Below are 16432 nucleotides of genomic sequence, written 5' to 3' on the forward strand. Positions count from 1 at the left end.
CAACACCGGGGGGGTTGGGGGGGTTCCCCCCCCCCCCACGCCGCATTGGGGCGCTTCGACGGCGTGACGGGCGCGCGTGTCTCGCACGAGGTCAGCTCTTGTCGGTCGGCACCGTGACGGCGTCGGTGACGAAGACAAGGGTCTCGTTCGGCGCGATGCCGTTGCCGCCCTGGCCGTAGCCGAGGTCGGGCGGGATGATCAGCAGCCGGCGCCCGCCCTGCTTGATGCCGACGAGGCCCTGGTCCCAGCCGGGGATGACCTCGCCCGCGCCCAGGTGCAGCGAGAACGGCTCACCACGGTCGAAGGAGCTGTCGAGCTTCTTCTTGTCCGACCAGGTGACCAGCGTGTAGTTCATCGACAGTTCCTGGCCCGCCGTGGCGCCGTTGCCGGTGCCCGGGACGAGGTCCTTCGTGATCAGCTTCTTCGGCGGATCGCAGTCGTCCGGGATGGTGATCGTCGGCGGCTGGCCGAAGGTCCCGGTGGTCTTGATGTCGTCCGCGGTGCACTCGCGGCCCTTGCTCTGCGCGCCGGCCGCGGCGGCCGAGTTCGACGGGGCGGCCGGAGCGCCGGACGGCTGGGCCGCGGTGTCGTCGCCGCCACACGCGGACAGGCTGAACGCCGCGGCCACGGCCACGGCGCCCACGGAGGCGATCTTGCCGATTCTCTGCATGCCCGGCACCCTAGCCAAGCTCGGCGAGCGCCTCCACGACGTCACCGGTCTGGACCACGCCGAGCCGCTGGGTCGCGCGCGTGAGGGCCACGTACAGGTCGTTGAGCCCGCGCGGCGAGGCCGCGACGATCTCGTCCGGCGCGACCAGCAGAACGGCGTCGAACTCAAGGCCCTTGGCGCGCTCGACCGTGAGCACGCTCACGCGTTCGTCGGGCGTCAGCACCGCTTCCACAGCTGTGAGCCGAGCCGCGGGTGTGAGCACGGCCACGGTGCCACCGTCCACCGCGGACAACTCCTGCGCGACCAGGCCCGGCAGATCGGCGTCGAGGTCGCTCGTTTCCTTCGACCACGGCGCCACCCCGGTCTCACGCACCGACGCCGGTGCCGCGAGGTCCACGTCGAGCTCGGCCAGCACGCGCGCGGCCACGGCCATGATCTCGGCCGGCGTGCGGTAGTTCACGGTGAGCTGCTCGAGGCGCCAGCGGTCCGCGACGTAGGGCGAGAGGACCTCGTCCCACGTGCGCGCTCCCCCGGCCGCGCCGGTCTGCGCGACGTCGCCGACGAGCGTCATCGAGCGGTTGGGCGAGCGGCGCATGAGCAGGCGCCAGTCCATGGCGGACAGTTCCTGGGCCTCGTCGACGATCACGTGCCCGAACGTCCACGTGCGGTCCTGCGCCGCGCGCTGGGCCGCGGTCAGCTCGCTGCGCTCCTGCTGGCGTTCGGCGAACAGCTCGGCGTCGAGGACGTCGGACACCCGCAGGATCTCCTCGTCCTGGATCTCCTCGTCCTGCTCCAGGATGTGCAGCACACCCTCGGCGTACGCGCGCTGCACGCGGTCGCGGCGCCGACGCTCGGCGCGCTCCTCGCTGTCGTCCTCGCCGAGCAGCTCGGCCAGCTCGTCGAGCAGCGGCACGTCGGCGGGGGTCCACTTCGCGTCGCGGCCGCTCTCCAGGTGCGCGCGATCGGCTTCGGACAGCAGCTTTCCGGCGGCGCGATCAAGGTGTTCGCGCTCGGCGAACAGGTCGTCGAGCAGGCCTTCCGCCGTCAGTTTCGGCCACAGCTCGTTGACGGCGGCGGCCACGGCGGGGCTGGCGGCGAGCTCCGCGCGGATGTCCTGCACGTCCTGCGCGTCGAGCAGGTCCTCCCCCAGCTTGCGGGCGGCCTGGCGGGTCAGCGCGTCGAGCACGTCGGACACGAACAGGCGGCGCGCCAGGTTGTGGGGCCGGCGCGAGCGGCGCGCGCGGGTGCGGGCCTCGACGCAGGTCTTGCGGTCGAGCTTGAGGATCTCCCGCTCGTGCTCGATCTCCATCACGGGATCGGGCACGCGCTGGCGGTCGCGCACCGCGTTGGCGAGCACGTCGGTCATCACCAGGCGCCCCTTGACCTCCGCGGCCTCCGGTGGCTCGACGCCCTCCGCGTCGAGGCCCGGGTAGAGCTGCCCGATGGTGGCGAGGAGCACGCCGGTCTCGCCCAGTGACGGGAGGACCTGGCCGATGTAGCGCAGGAACGTGCTGTTGGGCCCGACCACGAGCACGCCGCGCGTGGTGAGCTGCTGGCGGTGCGTGTAGAGCAGGTACGCGGCCCGGTGCAGCGCGACGGCGGTCTTGCCCGTGCCCGGCGCGCCCTGCACGACCATCACCCCGCCGAGCGGCGCGCGGATGATCCGGTCCTGCTCGGCCTGGATCGTGGCGACGATGTCGCTCATCTCGCCCGTGCGCCGCCGTTCCAGCGCGGCCAGCAGCGCGGCCTCGCCCGCGAGCCCGAGGTCCTGCCCCTGGTCGGCGGCCGACAGGTCGAGGATCTCGTCGTCGAACCCCGTCACCTTCCGGCTCAGCGACCGCAGGTGCCGCCGCCGGCGCACGCCGTCGGGCGAGGCGGCCGTGGCGAGGTAGAACGGCCGCGCGACCGGCGCCCGCCAGTCCACCAGCAGCGGCTTGTAGTCGTCGTCCTGCTCGAACAACCCGAGGCGGCCGATGTAGGTGGTTTCTTCGGCGCTCTCGGGGACGAAGTCGAGCCGGCCGAAGCACAGCCCCTGCTCCACCGACCCGAGCTGCGCGAGCCGGTCGGAGTACAGCGTCGTGGCGACGTCCCGTTCGGTACGCGCCTGCGGGGTGCCGCCGCTCTGCCTCAGCGTGGTGTCGAGGCGCCGCTGGGCCTCGACCCGCTCGGCGTCGAGCTTCGCGTACAGCGTCGTGACATACGCCTGCTCACGCGCCAGCTCGGCGGCGTGCTCGGGCGTACCGTCCTCGAGGGCGCGGTCTGCTTCCCGGTCCGGGGACACGGACAAGTGAGATCCTGCTTTCGCATCGGGGGAAGGCGGCGGACAGCCGGAAAAGCACAACGGCCAACCAGGCTACGCCATTCCCGAGCGCGGCTCGGGAGGATCAGCGGCCGTGGAGGGTGCGGAACAGCTCACTTTCGCGCGATGCCGCGGTGACGAATACCGGCGAACTCAGGTTGTGGACGTCGTCCGGATTGCCGTAATAGCACCCCGCCACGACGAGCACGCTCGTGAACGACTTCGGCTGCCAGAGCTCACAGATGTCGGGGTCGCGACCCGGCCGCTCGACCAGCTCAACGCCGCGCCGCTCCAGCTCCGCGGCGACGTCGGCGAACGCCACCGGCCCGGAGCACGGCCCGTACCGCTAGAAGAGCGGCGGCTCGGGGGTGCCGCCGTGGGTGAGCCGGTGGGCTTGGACCGAGAGGTGGTGGCCCGGCCACGGCCGATCCGTCGAGGGGCGGTCCCAGGAAAACTCGACGAGGCCGAGTCGTACCACAGCTGACGCGGGTGCCGGTTCTCCCCGGAGTCGTCACCGAAGAACGCGAGGACCCGCTCGGGGGGCCAGGTGACGTCGGCACCGAGCACGGTGCCCGTCTCGACGACGTCGGCCAGAAAAGCGGCCGGACTCAGAACGGCAAGCCGAGCGTCGGCAACCCGATCGCCGAGTCCACGGCCAGCGCGACGAACACGATCATCAGATACGTGTTCGAGCGGTGGAACAGCGACATCGGCTTGGTCTCTTCGCCGCGGCGGACCGCGGCCTGGAGGCGGTGGGCGTAGAAGAGGAACCAGGCGCCGGCGAGAACCGCGAAGGTGGCGTACAGCCAGCTCGTGACGGGCAGCAGCAGGAGCGTCCAGGCGACCATCACCCACGAGTAGATGACGATCTGCTTGGCGACGTGCTGCGGGGTCGCCACGACCGGGAGCATCGGGACGCCCGCGCGCTCGTAGTCCTCGCGGTACTTCATGCCCAGGGCCCATGTGTGCGGGGGCGTCCAGAAGAAGATGACGCCGAACATGACGAACGCGGGCCACTGCACGGTGCCGGACACGGCGGCCCAGCCGATGACCACCGGCATGCAGCCGGCGGCGCCGCCCCACACCACGTTCTGCGACGTGCGCCGCTTGAGGCCCAAGGTGTAGACGAAGATGTAGAAGAGGATGGTCGCTATCGCGAGGATCGCCGACAGCAGGTTCACGGTGAAATACAGGACCGCGAACGAAGCGACGCCGAGCACGAGGCCGAAGATCAGCGCGTTGCGCCGCGGCACCGAATCCTTCACCAGCGGACGCTTCTTGGTGCGGTTCATCACCTTGTCGATGTCCGCGTCGATCACGCAGTTGAGCGCGTTGGCGCTGCCGGCCGCCATGGTGCCGCCCACGAGCGTGGCGAGCACGAGCCACGGCGACGGGATCTCACGCCCGGCCAGGAACATCGCGGGGATCGTGGTGACGAGGAGGAGCTCGATCACCCTCGGCTTCGCGAGCGCGGCGTACGCGCCGACCACCTGGCGGACAGTTCGCCGGGCACCACGCGGTCGTTCACCGGTCGGGTGTTCGGCGCTGGTGTTCTCACTGCGTCCGTGCGCAGCGTTCACCAACGACATTTCACTCCCAAGGTCAGTTCGGGGCCGGGCGGCGATCCGGAAGACCGCGATGGAACTGGTGAAGCTTCCGGACCAGGCCCGCGCTCGATGTTAGACGTGGTGAATCCGCCTGCGTGATCGAGGGTCCTCGACAGGCCATGCCTGTCTTCTGCGTCACGCCACCGGGTTCACCCGCGACGGCCACGGCGGCGCACGATGTGTCCGGAAGGACCGGTCGCGGTGTCCCGGCGGGTCCGGCCGGCCCCACGATTGTCTCTTTTGCACGGTCCGTGACCAGCGTCGGGCCGCAAGCGACCCGCGCGGGCGGGATCACCCGGCCGTAAGGGACGGCGCGGCTGTCGCGGCTGCCCGGACCACACCCCAAGCACTAGGCTGTCGCGGACGGGCCGCGTGGCACTCCGGCGCAGTGCTCCCAGCAGGAATATCGTCCCTTCGGGATCGATTGAGATTACTGGCAGTGCGCACCGGCTACACCATGACGGAAAGCAAGCGACAACCTCAGGACGGGGAGTTCGAGTTCAGTGTCCGAAACCGCCTCTACCAGCGAGAACAACCCTTTGCTCCGGCGTGACGTGCCCGCCGACTGGACCGGGACCGATTCCCGCGCCGTCGACACCGTCCGGGTCCTCGCCGCGGACGCCGTCGAGAAGGTCGGCAGCGGTCACCCGGGCACCGCCATGAGCCTCGCCCCCCTCGCCTACACGCTGTTCCAGCGGACCATGCGCCACGACCCGGCCGACCCGCACTGGCGCGGCCGCGACCGCTTCGTGCTCTCGGCGGGACACTCCAGCCTCACCCTGTACATCCAGCTGTACCTCGCCGGCTACGGCCTCGATCTCGAGGACCTCAAGCAGCTGCGCACGTGGGGCTCGCTGACCCCGGGACACCCGGAGTACGGCCACACCAAGGGCGTCGAGACCACGACCGGCCCGCTGGGCCAGGGCCTGGCCAACGCGGTGGGCATGGCGATGGCCGCCCGGCGCGAGCGCGGCCTGCTCGACCCCGACGCCGCTCCCGGCGAGAGCATCTACGACCACCACATCTACGCGATCGCCTCCGACGGCGACATCGAAGAGGGTGTGACCTCCGAGGCCTCGTCGATCGCGGGCCGCCAGGAGCTGGGCAACCTCATCGTCTTCTGGGACGACAACAAGATCTCCATCGAGGACGACACGAACATCGCGCTGTCCGAGGACACGGTCAAGCGCTACGAGGCCTACGGCTGGCACGTGCAGGTCGTCGAGGGCGGCGAGAACGTCAGCGCGATCGAGGAGGCCATCAAGGCCGCCAAGGCGGAGACCGGGCGCCCGTCGTTCATCGCGCTGCGGACCATCATCGGCTACCCGGCGCCCACGAAGATGAACACCGGCAAGGCCCACGGTGCCGCGCTCGGCGCCGACGAGATCAAGGCCGTCAAGGAGATCCTCGGCTTCGACGTCGAGCGCACCTTCCAGGTCGACGACGAGGTCATCTCCCACACCCGCAAGGCGCTGGACCGCGGCAAGCAGGAGCACGCCGCGTGGCAGGAGCGCTACGATGCGTGGGCCGAGGCCAACCCGGAGCGCAAGGCGCTGGCCGACCGGCTCGCCACCCGCACGCTGCCCGAGGGCTTCGCCGACAACCTGCCGCACTGGGACCCGGACCCCAAGGGCATCGCGACCCGCAAGGCCTCCGGTGAGGTCCTCAACGCGCTGCGCGACCCGCTGCCCGAGCTGTGGGGCGGCTCCGCCGACCTGGCGGAGAGCAACAACACCACGATGAAGGGCGCCGACTCGTTCGGCCCGGCGAAGGCCACCACGTCCGCGTGGAACGCGAACCCGTACGGCCGCACGCTGCACTTCGGCATCCGCGAGCACGCGATGGGCTCGATCCTCAACGGCATCGCCCTGCACGGCGGCACCCGCCCGTACGGCGCGACGTTCCTCATCTTCTCCGACTACATGCGCCCGCCGGTCCGGCTCGCGGCCCTGATGGGCTTGCCCACGCTGTACGTGTGGACGCACGACTCCATCGGCCTCGGCGAGGACGGCCCGACGCACCAGCCGATCGAGCAGCTCTCCGCGCTGCGCGCGATCCCGGGCCTCAACGTCGTCCGCCCGGCGGACGCCAACGAGACCGCCTACGCGTGGAAAGCCGTGCTGGAGGACGTCCACCACCCGTCGGGTGTCGCGCTGACCCGCCAGAACGTGCCGGTGCTCGAGGGCACCAGTGCCGAAGGCGTGAAGCGCGGCGGCTACGTGCTCGAAGAGGCCTCGAACGGCACCCCCGAGGTCGTGCTGATGGCGACCGGTTCCGAGGTCCAGCTGGCCGTCGCGGCCCGCAAGACCCTCGAGGCCGACGGCGTGCCGACTCGCGTCGTGTCGATGCCGTGCGTCGAGTGGTTCGACGCGCAGGAGCAGTCCTACCGCGACGCGGTGCTGCCGCCGACCGTCAAGGCGCGGGTTTCCATCGAGGCCGGGATCGCGCAGTCGTGGCACCGCTTCACCGGTGACGCGGGGGTGAACGTTTCGATCGAGCACTTCGGCGCGTCGGCCGACGCCGCCACACTGTTCCGGGAGTTCGGGTTCACCCCGGAGCACGTCGTCGAGGCCGCCCGTCGTTCGATCGCCAACACCAAGAACTGAATTTCCTGAAGGGACGGAAAAGAGTCATGAGCACTACTGATCGGCTCGCGCAGCTTTCCGAGGCGGGCGTCTCCATCTGGCTGGACGACCTCTCCCGCGAGCGACTGAACACGGGCAACCTCGCCGAGCTCATCCGCGACAAGCACGTCGTGGGTGTCACGACCAACCCGACGATCTTCGCCAACGCGCTGTCCCACGGCGAGGCCTACGACGCGCAGGTCAAGGAGCTGGCCGAGCGGGGCGCGGACCTCGACGGCACCGTCCGCGAGCTGACGACCACCGACGTGCGCAACGCCGCCGACCTGTTCCGCGACGTCTACAACGCCACGAACGGCACCGACGGCCGCGTCTCCATCGAGGTCGACCCTCGCCTGGCGCGCGACACCGACAAGACCGTCGCCGAGGCCAAGGACCTGTGGAAGGCCGTGGACCGGCCGAACCTGATGGTCAAGATCCCGGCCACCGACGAGGGCCTGCCCGCCATCACCGCGGCGCTGGCCGAGGGCATCAGCATCAACGTGACGCTGATCTTCTCCGTCGAGCGCTACGCGCAGGTCATCGACGCCTACTTCGCCGGCCTGGAGCAGGCGAAGGCCAACGGCCACGACCTCAAGGGCATCCACTCGGTCGCGTCGTTCTTCGTGTCCCGTGTGGACACCGAGGTCGACAAGCGCCTGAACAAGATCGGCACCGACGAGGCCAAGGCGCTGCTCGGCGAGGCGGCCATCGCCAACACCCGGCTCGCCTACGCCAAGTTCGAAGAGCTCTTCGCGAGCGACCGCTGGAAGGCGCTGGCCGCCGCGGGCGCCAACGCGCAGCGTCCGCTGTGGGCCTCGACCGGGGTCAAGGACCCGGCGTACTCCGACACCCGCTACGTCGACCAGCTCGTGGTCCGCGACGTCGTGAACACGATGCCGGAGAAGACGATGGACGCGGTGGCCGACCACGCCGAGCTCACCGGCGACACGGTGACCGGCCGCGGCGACGAGGCGCAGGGCGTGTTCGACAAGCTGAGCGCGGCCGGCATCGACGTGCCGGACGTGTTCCGCACCCTCGAGACCGAGGGTGTCGAGAAGTTCGCGAAGTCCTGGCAGGAGCTGCTCGAGACGGTGACCGGCCAGCTGAACAAGGCGAAGGGCTGAAGCCAGACCATGACAGGGGACGAAACCGGCGTCGAGCTCGTCGACGCCGAACTGGCAGGCAAGGCGGCGCCACTGGTCGAGCGCCTCGTCGCCGACCAGGCCGCGTCGAAGCTCGCCGCGCAGGACGCGACGCTGTGGGGACCGGAGGCCGAGTCCGAGGCGTCGATCCGGCTCTCGTGGACGTCGCTGCACAAGTCGTCGCGGCCGTTGATCGGTGAGATCGAAGCGCTGCGCACGGAGCTGCAGTCCGAGGGCGTGGACCGCGTGGTGCTCGCCGGCATGGGCGGCTCGTCGCTCGCGCCGGAGGTCATCACCGCCACCTCCGAGGTGGCGCTGACCGTGCTCGACACCACCGACCCGGGCCAGGTCGCCGACGCGCTCGCGGGTGACCTCGAGCGCACGGTCATCGTGGTGTCGTCGAAGTCGGGCGGCACCGTGGAGACCGACAGCCACCGGCGCATCTTCGCGAAGGCGTTCGCCGACGCGGGGATCGACGCGGCGCGGCGGATCGTGGTCGTGACCGACCCGGGCTCGCCGTTCTCGGAGCTGTCCGAAAAGGAGGGTTACCGCAAGACCTTCCTGGCCGACCCTCACGTCGGCGGCCGCTACTCGGCGCTGACCGCGTTCGGCCTCGTGCCGGCCGGCCTCGCGGGCGCGGACATCGCGCGCCTGCTGGACCAGGCCGCCGCGGTGGCCGAGGTGCTGGGCACCGACTCGGCCGACAACCCGGCGATCAAGCTGGCGGCCGCCTGGACCGCCGCCCACGAGGGCGGCGCCGAGAAGGTCGTGCTCGCCGACACCGGCTCGGGCATCAAGGGCTTCCCCGACTGGGCGGAGCAGCTGATCGCGGAGTCGACGGGCAAGCTGGGCACGGGCCTGCTGCCCGTGGCCGTGGAGGGCCCCCATGCCCCCGGCTTCGCCGACGCCAAGTCCGACGCGACCCCGGTCGCCGTCGGTGCGGCCGAAGGTGCCGCGAAGATCTCGGTGACCGGCCCGCTCGGCGCGCAGTTCCTGCTGTGGGAGTTCGCGACCGCGCTCGCCGGCCGGCTGATCGGGATCAACCCGTTCGATCAGCCCGACGTCGAGGCCGCGAAGAAGGCCGCGCGGGCGCTGCTGGACGAGCCGGAGAAGCTGTCCGGCAAAGAGACTCCGGCCACTGTGGACGGTTCCGTCGAGGTGTTCGGCTCGGAAGGTGTTGCCACGGAAGGAAAGCTGTTGGACGTGCTGCGCGCGTTCTTCGGCTCGGTCGCCGACGGCGGCTACTTCGCGGTGCAGGCCTACCTCGACCGGCTCGACGACGCGTCGACCTCGCTGCTGCGCCGCGAGATCGCCAAGCGCACCGGTGTGCAGACGACGTTCGGCTGGGGCCCGCGGTTCCTGCACTCCACCGGGCAGTACCACAAGGGCGGCCACCAGAACGGCAGCTTCCTCCAGATCACCGGCGCGGTCGCCGAGGACCTGGCTGTGCCGGACCGCCCCTACACCCTGGGACAGCTGCAGCACGCGCAGGCTCTCGGCGACGGTCAGGTCCTCGCCGAGCACGGCCGCCCCGTGCTGCGGCTGCACCTGACCGACCGGGCCGCCGGGCTGGCCGAGCTCGTGCGCGCCGTACAGGAGGCCGGCGAGTGACGACCTGGCAGAACCCGCTGCGGGACCCGCGCGACAAGCGCCTCCCGCGAATCGCGGGCCCGTCGAGCCTGGTGATCTTCGGGGTCACCGGCGACCTGGCCCGCAAGAAGCTCATGCCCGCCATCTACGACCTGGCCCACCGCGGCCTGCTGCCCGCCGGCTTCTCGCTGGTCGGGTTCGCGCGCCGCGACTGGGAGCACCAGGACTTCGGCGAGCTGGTGCACGACTCGGTGCGCGAGCACGCGCGGACGCCGTTCAAGGAGTCGGTCTGGAACCGGCTCGCCGAGGGCATCCGCTTCGTGCAGGGCACGTTCGACGACGACGACGCCTTCGACCGCCTCGCCCAGACGGTGAAGGACCTGGATGCCGAGCGCGGCACCGGCGGCAACACGGCGTTCTACCTCTCGATCCCGCCGGGCGCGTTCCCGGTGGTGACCAAGCAGCTGGCCCGCTCGGGCCTCGCCGACACCGACGCCACGACGTGGCGCCGCGTGGTCATCGAGAAGCCGTTCGGCCACGACCTCAAGAGTGCCCAGGAGCTCAACGGGATCGTGAACGACGTCTTCCCCGAGGAGTCGGTGTTCCGCATCGACCACTACCTCGGCAAGGAGACGGTGCAGAACCTGCTGGCGCTGCGCTTCGCCAACCAGATGTTCGAGCCGATCTGGAACGCCAACTACATCGACCACGTGCAGATCACCATGGCCGAGGACATCGGCCTCGGCGGCCGCGCGGGGTACTACGACGGGATCGGCGCCGCGCGCGACGTCATCCAGAACCACCTGCTGCAGCTGCTCGCGCTGACCGCGATGGACGAGCCGCTGTCGTTCGAGCCGAAGGCGCTGCGGGCGGAGAAGGCGAAGGTGCTGGCGGCGACCATGCCGGTCCGGCCCTTCGACGAGACCACCGCGCGCGGGCAGTACGCCGGCGGCTGGCAGGGCGGCATGAAGGTGCCGGGACTGCTGCAGGAAGCGGGCTTCGCTAAGGACTCCACGACCGAGACCTACGCCGCGGTGACGCTGGAGGTGCAGAACCGCCGCTGGGCGGGCGTGCCGTTCTACCTGCGCACCGGCAAGCGGCTGGGCCGGCGCGTCACGGAGATCGCCGTGGTGTTCAAGCGCGCGCCCCACCTGCCGTTCGACTCCACCTCCACCGAGGAGATGGGCCAGAACGCGCTGGTCATCCGTGTGCAGCCCGACGAGGGCATCACGATGCGGTTCGGCTCGAAGGTGCCCGGGACCACAATGGAGGTCCGCGACGTCACCATGGACTTCGGCTACGGCCACGCCTTCACCGAGTCCTCCCCCGAGGCGTACGAGCGGCTCATCCTCGACGTGCTGCTGGGCGAGCCGTCGCTGTTCCCGGTGAACGAGGAGGTCGAGCTCTCCTGGGAGATCCTCGACCCGATCCTCGAGCACTGGGCCAAGGAAGGCGCGCCCGAGCAGTACGCGCCGGGCACGTGGGGTCCGCAGAGCGCCGACGAGATGTTGGAGCGTACGGGCCGGAACTGGAGGCGTCCGTGATCATCGACCTGCCATCCACCACGACTTCGCAGTTGAACAAGAAGCTGGTGGAGATCCGCGACCAGGGCGGTCAGGTCGCGCTGGGCCGGGTGCTGACCCTGGTCATCGTGGCGGACGACGACGCCAAGCTCGAGGAGGCCATCGAGGCCGCGAACCACGCCAGCCGGGAGCACCCGTCGCGCGTGATCGTGGTCGCGAAGGGCGTCCGCACGGCGGCTCCCCGCATCGACGGCCAGATCCGCGTGGGCGGCGACGCCGGTGCGAGCGAGGTCATCGTGCTGCGCCTTTACGGGCCACTGGCCGCGCAGGGCCAGAGCGCGGTCGTACCGCTGCTGCTGCCCGACGCGCCGATCGTCACGTGGTGGCCGGGCGCGGGCCCGAAGGCCCCGGCGGAGGACCCGCTGGGCCAGATCGCGCAGCGGCGCATCACCGACTCGGCCGCGGAGAAGAGCCCCATAAGGGCTCTGACCTCGCGGGCGAAGGCCTACGTGGAGGGCGACACGGACCTGGCGTGGACGCGGTTGACGCACTGGCGTGCGCAGCTCGTGTCGGCGCTGGACCTGCCGCCGTACGAGAAGATCACGGCGGCGACCGTGACCGGTGAGGCCGACTCGCCGTCCACGGAGCTGCTGGCGGGGTGGCTCGCCGAGTACCTCAAGGTGCCGGTGAAGCGGATCAAGAGCTCCAGCGCCCAGGGCATCATCTCCGTCGAGCTCGAACGGCGTTCGGGCGCGGTGGAGCTGACCCGGCCCGACGGCCGCGTCGGCACGCTGACGCAGCCGGGCCAGCCGACGCGGCGCATCGCGCTGCAGCGGCGGAGCAACCCGGAGTGCCTGGTGGAGGAACTGCGCCGGCTCGACCCGGACGAGGTCTTCGAGGCGGCGCTGCACGGGCTGCCCAAGATCTCCGCGCCGGCGACCGCGGCGAAGGCGACTTCGTCTGCTTCTGCGGCCGCGAAGCCGAGGGCCGCGGCCAAGGCTCCGGCGAAGAAGGCCGGCAAGGCCAAGGCGGAAAAGAGCGGTTCGTGAGCCGCACGGAGGTCGTCGTCTACGAGAACGCCGACCTCCTGGCGGCCGCCGCGGCGGCGCGGCTGGTCACCCGGATCGTCGACGTGCAGGCGGCCAAGGGCTCGGCCTCGGTCGTGCTCACCGGCGGCGGCACGGGCATCGCGGTGCTCGAGGAGCTCAACCGTTCGAGCGCGCGCGACGCGATCGACTGGTCGCGCCTGGACGTCTACTGGGGCGACGAACGGTTCGTCCCGGCCGACTCCGACGAGCGCAACGAGAAGGGTGCGCGCGAGGCCCTGCTGGACCACGTGCCGCTCGACCCGAAGCACGTGCACGTGATGGCGCCGTCGGACGGCGAGTTCGGTGCCGACGTGGACGTCGCGGCCGCGGCGTACGCGGAGGTGCTGGCCTCGCAGGCGGGCCCGGACGAGGGCGGCGTGCCCGCGTTCGACATCTGCCTGCTCGGCCTCGGCGGGGAGGGGCACACCGCTTCGGTGTTCCCGGACTCGCCCGCCGTGCACGAGACGCGGCTTTCGGTGGTGGCGGTGCGCGACTGCCCCAAGCCGCCGCCGACGCGTGTCTCGCTCACGCTGACGGCCATCCGCCGCGCGCGTGAGGTGTGGCTGATGACCGCGGGCGAGGCGAAGGCCGAGGCCGTGTCGCTGGCTCTCGCGGGCGCGCCGGAGGTGCAGGTGCCCGTGTCGGGTGCCCGCGGCTACCGGCGGACGCTGTGGCTCCTGGACCGCACCGCGGCCGGGAAGCTGACGAAGGTGTACGAGCCGCCGACCGCGTAACGCTCGTTGGTTCTCGAAGGCCGCCCCGGGTTCGCCCGGGGCGGCCTTCCTCTGTCTCTTGGCCGCCGTTCGCAGGCGTTCCGCGGCCCTGACCGTGGGTTCCCGGGACCGCTCGACCGGATGACACCCGCCACCCGTGAGCGTGAAGATCATTCATGTGCCGAACGGAGCAGTGACTACTACTCCATCGAGCGGCTCACCAGTATGTGGGATTCACCGTAAGGTGAACGTAGGGTGTTGTGATCGACACGAGGTGACGTCAGGCTTCTTCAGTCACTCTAACGCCGTAGTGACGGAGATCAGACGACGAAATTTGTAGGTGCGGGTGAAACTTACCGTCGTCACACGTCTCCTCGTTAGCGTCCGCACATTTGTTGCTCGCCGCGCGTCCCGATCGGGTGTCCGGCGCATCTCATCATCAAGTCCACAAGACGAATGGGGTCGCCGCATGAGCACTGAGGGACTCTCGATTCCAGGAATCTCGATGGGCAGCCCCGGCGCGGGGGCCGCCGATCGGGTCCGGCGGTTCAGCCCGAGCGGTGTGTTCGCTTCACTGCGCCGGCCGATCGCGACGATGGTCGGAGTTGAGGCCGTCGCCGTGCTGCTGGCCGTGCTCGACGTGTGGCTGGTGATCCCGCCGAAGGCTCCGCCGTACTCGATCTACCTGTCGGCGGCCGCGTGTCTCGCGGTGGTGCTTCGGCGGAAGCTCCCGTTCCTCGCCGTGGTGCTCGCGGTGCCGGGCTTCCTCGCCGGGTGGGCGCAGCTGGCGTCGATGATCACGCTGGGCACGCTCGCGACCAAGCGCCAGATCCACTGGCAGACGTGGGTGGGCGCCGGGCTGGTCTTCACCTGCCGGTTCGTGCAGTGGCCGCTGGACGACTTCGCGCAGCTCAGCTGGCGCGAGCACGTGCTCGACGGCATCTACGGCGTGCTCGTGGCGGGCATGCCCATAGCAATCGGCTTGCTGATCGGCGCCCGCGCGGAGATCTCCGCGAAGCTCGCCGAGCTGGCCAAGAGCCGCGACCGCGAACGCCGCTTCCACGCCGACGCCGTGCGCGCCGAGGAACGCGCCCGCCTGGCCCGCGAGATGCACGACGTGGTCTCCCACCAGATCACCCTCATCGCCATGCAGGCCGGCGCACTGCAGGCCCAAGCCACCGACGGCCCCGCGCTGCAGACCGCGCAGGTCATCCGCCAGCTCTCGACCCGCACGCTGGAGGAACTGCGTTCGCTGGTGAGCGTGCTGCGCTCCGGCGCCGAGGACGACGGCCCGCGCCCCGGCATCGGCGAGCTGGACCACTTGATCCGCACCGCCGACGTCCCGGTCCACCTGACCGTCGAGCGTCTGCCGGACACCGTGCCGAGCCAGGTGTCGGCCGCCGCGTACCGCACCGTGCAGGAGTGCCTCACCAACGTCCACAAGCACGCCCCCGGCGCCACCGCCACCATCCGCATCCAAGGCGGCAGCGGCGCCCTGAACATCGAGGTCCGCAACGAACGCGCCGAGCGCGCCGGCGAGCACCTCCCCTCGGGCGGCCACGGCCTCACCGGCCTCGCCGAGCGCGCGCGATTGCTGGGCGGCAGCTTCGAAACCTCGGACACCGAAGACGGCGGTTTCCGCGTGCGGGCCAGGTATCCCCTGGACCGCTGACCCTCTGACCCCGGTCCCCCGTAGGCGAAGGGGTGGCCCCAGTGCGCGAGCCGCGATCCGGCTGCGTCCGGGTGCCACCCCTTCGCCGCGTCTTGAGGGTGCTGCGTCTTGGGCGCGCAGCGTGGATCGGTGCGCAGCGTGGTTCGCGTTCGGGTTCGAGTTCGGTCGCGAGCTCGGCCTGACCTCGTCCTGCGATGCCCGGGTAGGGCTCTCGCGGAGTCTCTACGCGGCGCCAGCTCCGATTGCTGGGTGGGTGCTTGTGACAGCTCGCCGGACAACCGCGTCCTGCCGGACAACCCCGCCCTCCCTGGGGGGCGTGCCCAGGTTCAGTCTATCGGCCGCCCCCGACAGCACCTGCTCGAAAGCCTGCTGGGGGCCGAGTTGTCCACAACTAGGGGCGTGGTGTGGACAACTGCCGCTCGCGGCCTCGAAGGCCTGTCGGAGAAAAAGGTCCAAACCTGGCTTGCGCCAAAGCGACCGCACCGCAAGCAGCGAGGCCCGAGCGCCCCGAAGCGCCCGGACCCGCCACCAGCACCTTGCGCAACCAGCGCACTGGGCAGACCACGAGCGCATCCAGCACCGCGAGCACCGCCAGCGCCACCAGCACCTGGCGCAATCAGCGCCTGCGCCAGGCCACGAGCGCAACCAGCACCGCCAGCACCAGGTGCCACCAGCACCAGGGTCGGCATCAACACACCTCGAACACCCGCCGAAAAGCCGAACACTCGCCGAAAAGCCCCGGAAACGCGAAAACCACCGGCCAGTTCCGAACCGAATCGGACTGGTCGGTGGTCTCCGACAGGAAAACCTAGATCAGTTCCCGGCGCTGACGCAGCCGCTCGAGGGCCTCGGCGAGGATCGCTTCGCCGTCGGCGTCGCTGCGGCGCTCCTTCACGTACGCGAGGTGCGTCTTGTAGGGCTCGGTGCGGGGTGCGGCGGGTGGGTTCTGCTCGTCCTGTCCGCCGGGCAGACCGCAACGCGGGCAGTCCCACTCGTCGGGGATTTCGGCCTCCATCGCGAACGACGGGCGGGCCTCGTGGCCGTTTGCGCACCAGTAGGAGATTCGGCGCCGCGGCGCCGAATCACCCCGCTCCGATTCGCCCGAAGGACCGGCACCCACCCGAGTGCCACGAATCGCGTTACCGCCAACCATGAATCCTCACACCTAGGAATCGGCGGCGCGCCCCCCAATAGGCACGCCGATGCACACGGAGCCCCTGACTCGCCGGCCCCGAGCGGGGAGTCCGGTCAGACCTTGAGCAGCAGGCCGAGGCCCACGATGCTGATCAGCCAGACGGCACCCAGCAGCAGCGTGATCCGGTCGAGGTTCTTCTCGGCCACGCTCGAGCCCGACAGGCTGGACTGCATACCGCCGCCGAACAGCGACGACAGACCGCCACCCCGGCCGCGGTGGAGCAGCACGGCCACGACCAGCAGCACGCTGGAGACGATCAACAGGATTTGCAGGAACAGCTTCATGTCATCCTCTGTGCTCATCGGAGAA

The 16432-nt window shown here is 70.6% G+C and carries 13 protein-coding genes; 7 read left to right on the forward strand and 6 right to left on the reverse strand.

What is annotated here, in order from left to right; translation table 11 throughout:
• Positions 1–91: 91 nt before the first annotated feature.
• The 4 genes from AB0F91_RS10335 to AB0F91_RS10350 all read right to left on the reverse strand — a co-directional run bounded on the left by AB0F91_RS10335 (position 92) and on the right by AB0F91_RS10350 (position 4558).
• On the reverse strand, positions 92–670 hold the full coding sequence (locus AB0F91_RS10335; protein WP_360596557.1) for an FKBP-type peptidyl-prolyl cis-trans isomerase: 579 nt from the start codon (positions 668–670) through the stop codon (positions 92–94).
• Between the two features lie 10 nt (positions 671–680).
• The gene (locus tag AB0F91_RS10340) at positions 681–2957 is read right to left on the reverse strand and encodes an ATP-binding domain-containing protein (RefSeq protein ID WP_360596559.1); all 2277 of its coding nucleotides are present in this window, start codon (positions 2955–2957) and stop codon (positions 681–683) included.
• Between the two features lie 97 nt (positions 2958–3054).
• Positions 3055–3291, reverse strand: coding sequence for a hypothetical protein (locus tag AB0F91_RS10345; RefSeq protein ID WP_360596561.1), 237 nt, complete (start codon positions 3289–3291; stop codon positions 3055–3057).
• Between the two features lie 286 nt (positions 3292–3577).
• Positions 3578–4558: a heme o synthase gene (locus AB0F91_RS10350; RefSeq protein ID WP_360596563.1), complete on the reverse strand. Its 981-nt coding sequence runs from the start codon at positions 4556–4558 to the stop codon at positions 3578–3580.
• 521 nt (positions 4559–5079) lie between these two features.
• On the opposite strand from AB0F91_RS10350, the gene tkt reads away from it, so the two are divergent.
• The 7 genes from tkt (at position 5080) to AB0F91_RS10385 (ending at position 14928) form a co-directional block, all read left to right on the forward strand.
• Positions 5080–7182: a transketolase gene (tkt, locus tag AB0F91_RS10355; RefSeq protein ID WP_360596564.1), complete on the forward strand. Its 2103-nt coding sequence runs from the start codon at positions 5080–5082 to the stop codon at positions 7180–7182.
• 26 nt (positions 7183–7208) lie between these two features.
• On the forward strand, positions 7209–8324 hold the full coding sequence (gene tal, locus AB0F91_RS10360) for a transaldolase (protein ID WP_360596566.1): 1116 nt from the start codon (positions 7209–7211) through the stop codon (positions 8322–8324).
• Positions 8325–8333: 9 nt separating this feature from the next.
• Positions 8334–9953, forward strand: a complete 1620-nt coding sequence (locus AB0F91_RS10365) for a glucose-6-phosphate isomerase (protein ID WP_360596568.1) — start codon at positions 8334–8336, stop codon at positions 9951–9953.
• Positions 9950–11476 carry a glucose-6-phosphate dehydrogenase gene (gene zwf, locus AB0F91_RS10370; protein WP_360596570.1) on the forward strand — a complete coding sequence of 509 codons (1527 nt, stop codon included), beginning with the start codon at positions 9950–9952 and terminating at the stop codon, positions 11474–11476. Before AB0F91_RS10365 ends, zwf begins: the two co-directional genes overlap by 4 nt.
• On the forward strand, positions 11473–12504 hold the full coding sequence (gene opcA, locus AB0F91_RS10375; protein WP_360596572.1) for a glucose-6-phosphate dehydrogenase assembly protein OpcA: 1032 nt from the start codon (positions 11473–11475) through the stop codon (positions 12502–12504). The genes zwf and opcA overlap by 4 nt, the downstream gene beginning before the upstream one ends.
• Complete coding sequence (gene pgl, locus AB0F91_RS10380) at positions 12501–13277, forward strand: 6-phosphogluconolactonase (RefSeq protein ID WP_360596573.1); 777 nt, start codon at positions 12501–12503, stop codon at positions 13275–13277. Before opcA ends, pgl begins: the two co-directional genes overlap by 4 nt.
• A gap of 448 nt (positions 13278–13725) precedes the next feature.
• Positions 13726–14928, forward strand: coding sequence for a histidine kinase (locus AB0F91_RS10385; protein WP_360596575.1), 1203 nt, complete (start codon positions 13726–13728; stop codon positions 14926–14928).
• 808 nt (positions 14929–15736) lie between these two features.
• Here the strand turns inward: AB0F91_RS10385 and AB0F91_RS10390 are convergent.
• A complete protein-coding gene (locus AB0F91_RS10390; RefSeq protein WP_360596577.1) occupies positions 15737–16081 on the reverse strand; it encodes an RNA polymerase-binding protein RbpA in 345 nt (114 codons plus the stop codon).
• 95 nt (positions 16082–16176) lie between these two features.
• On the reverse strand, positions 16177–16407 hold the full coding sequence (secG, locus tag AB0F91_RS10395) for a preprotein translocase subunit SecG (protein WP_360597076.1): 231 nt from the start codon (positions 16405–16407) through the stop codon (positions 16177–16179).
• Between the last annotated feature and the right edge of the window lie 25 nt (positions 16408–16432).

The sequence above is a fragment of the Amycolatopsis sp. NPDC023774 genome (assembly GCF_040639695.1).
GTDB lineage: Bacteria > Actinomycetota > Actinomycetes > Mycobacteriales > Pseudonocardiaceae > Amycolatopsis.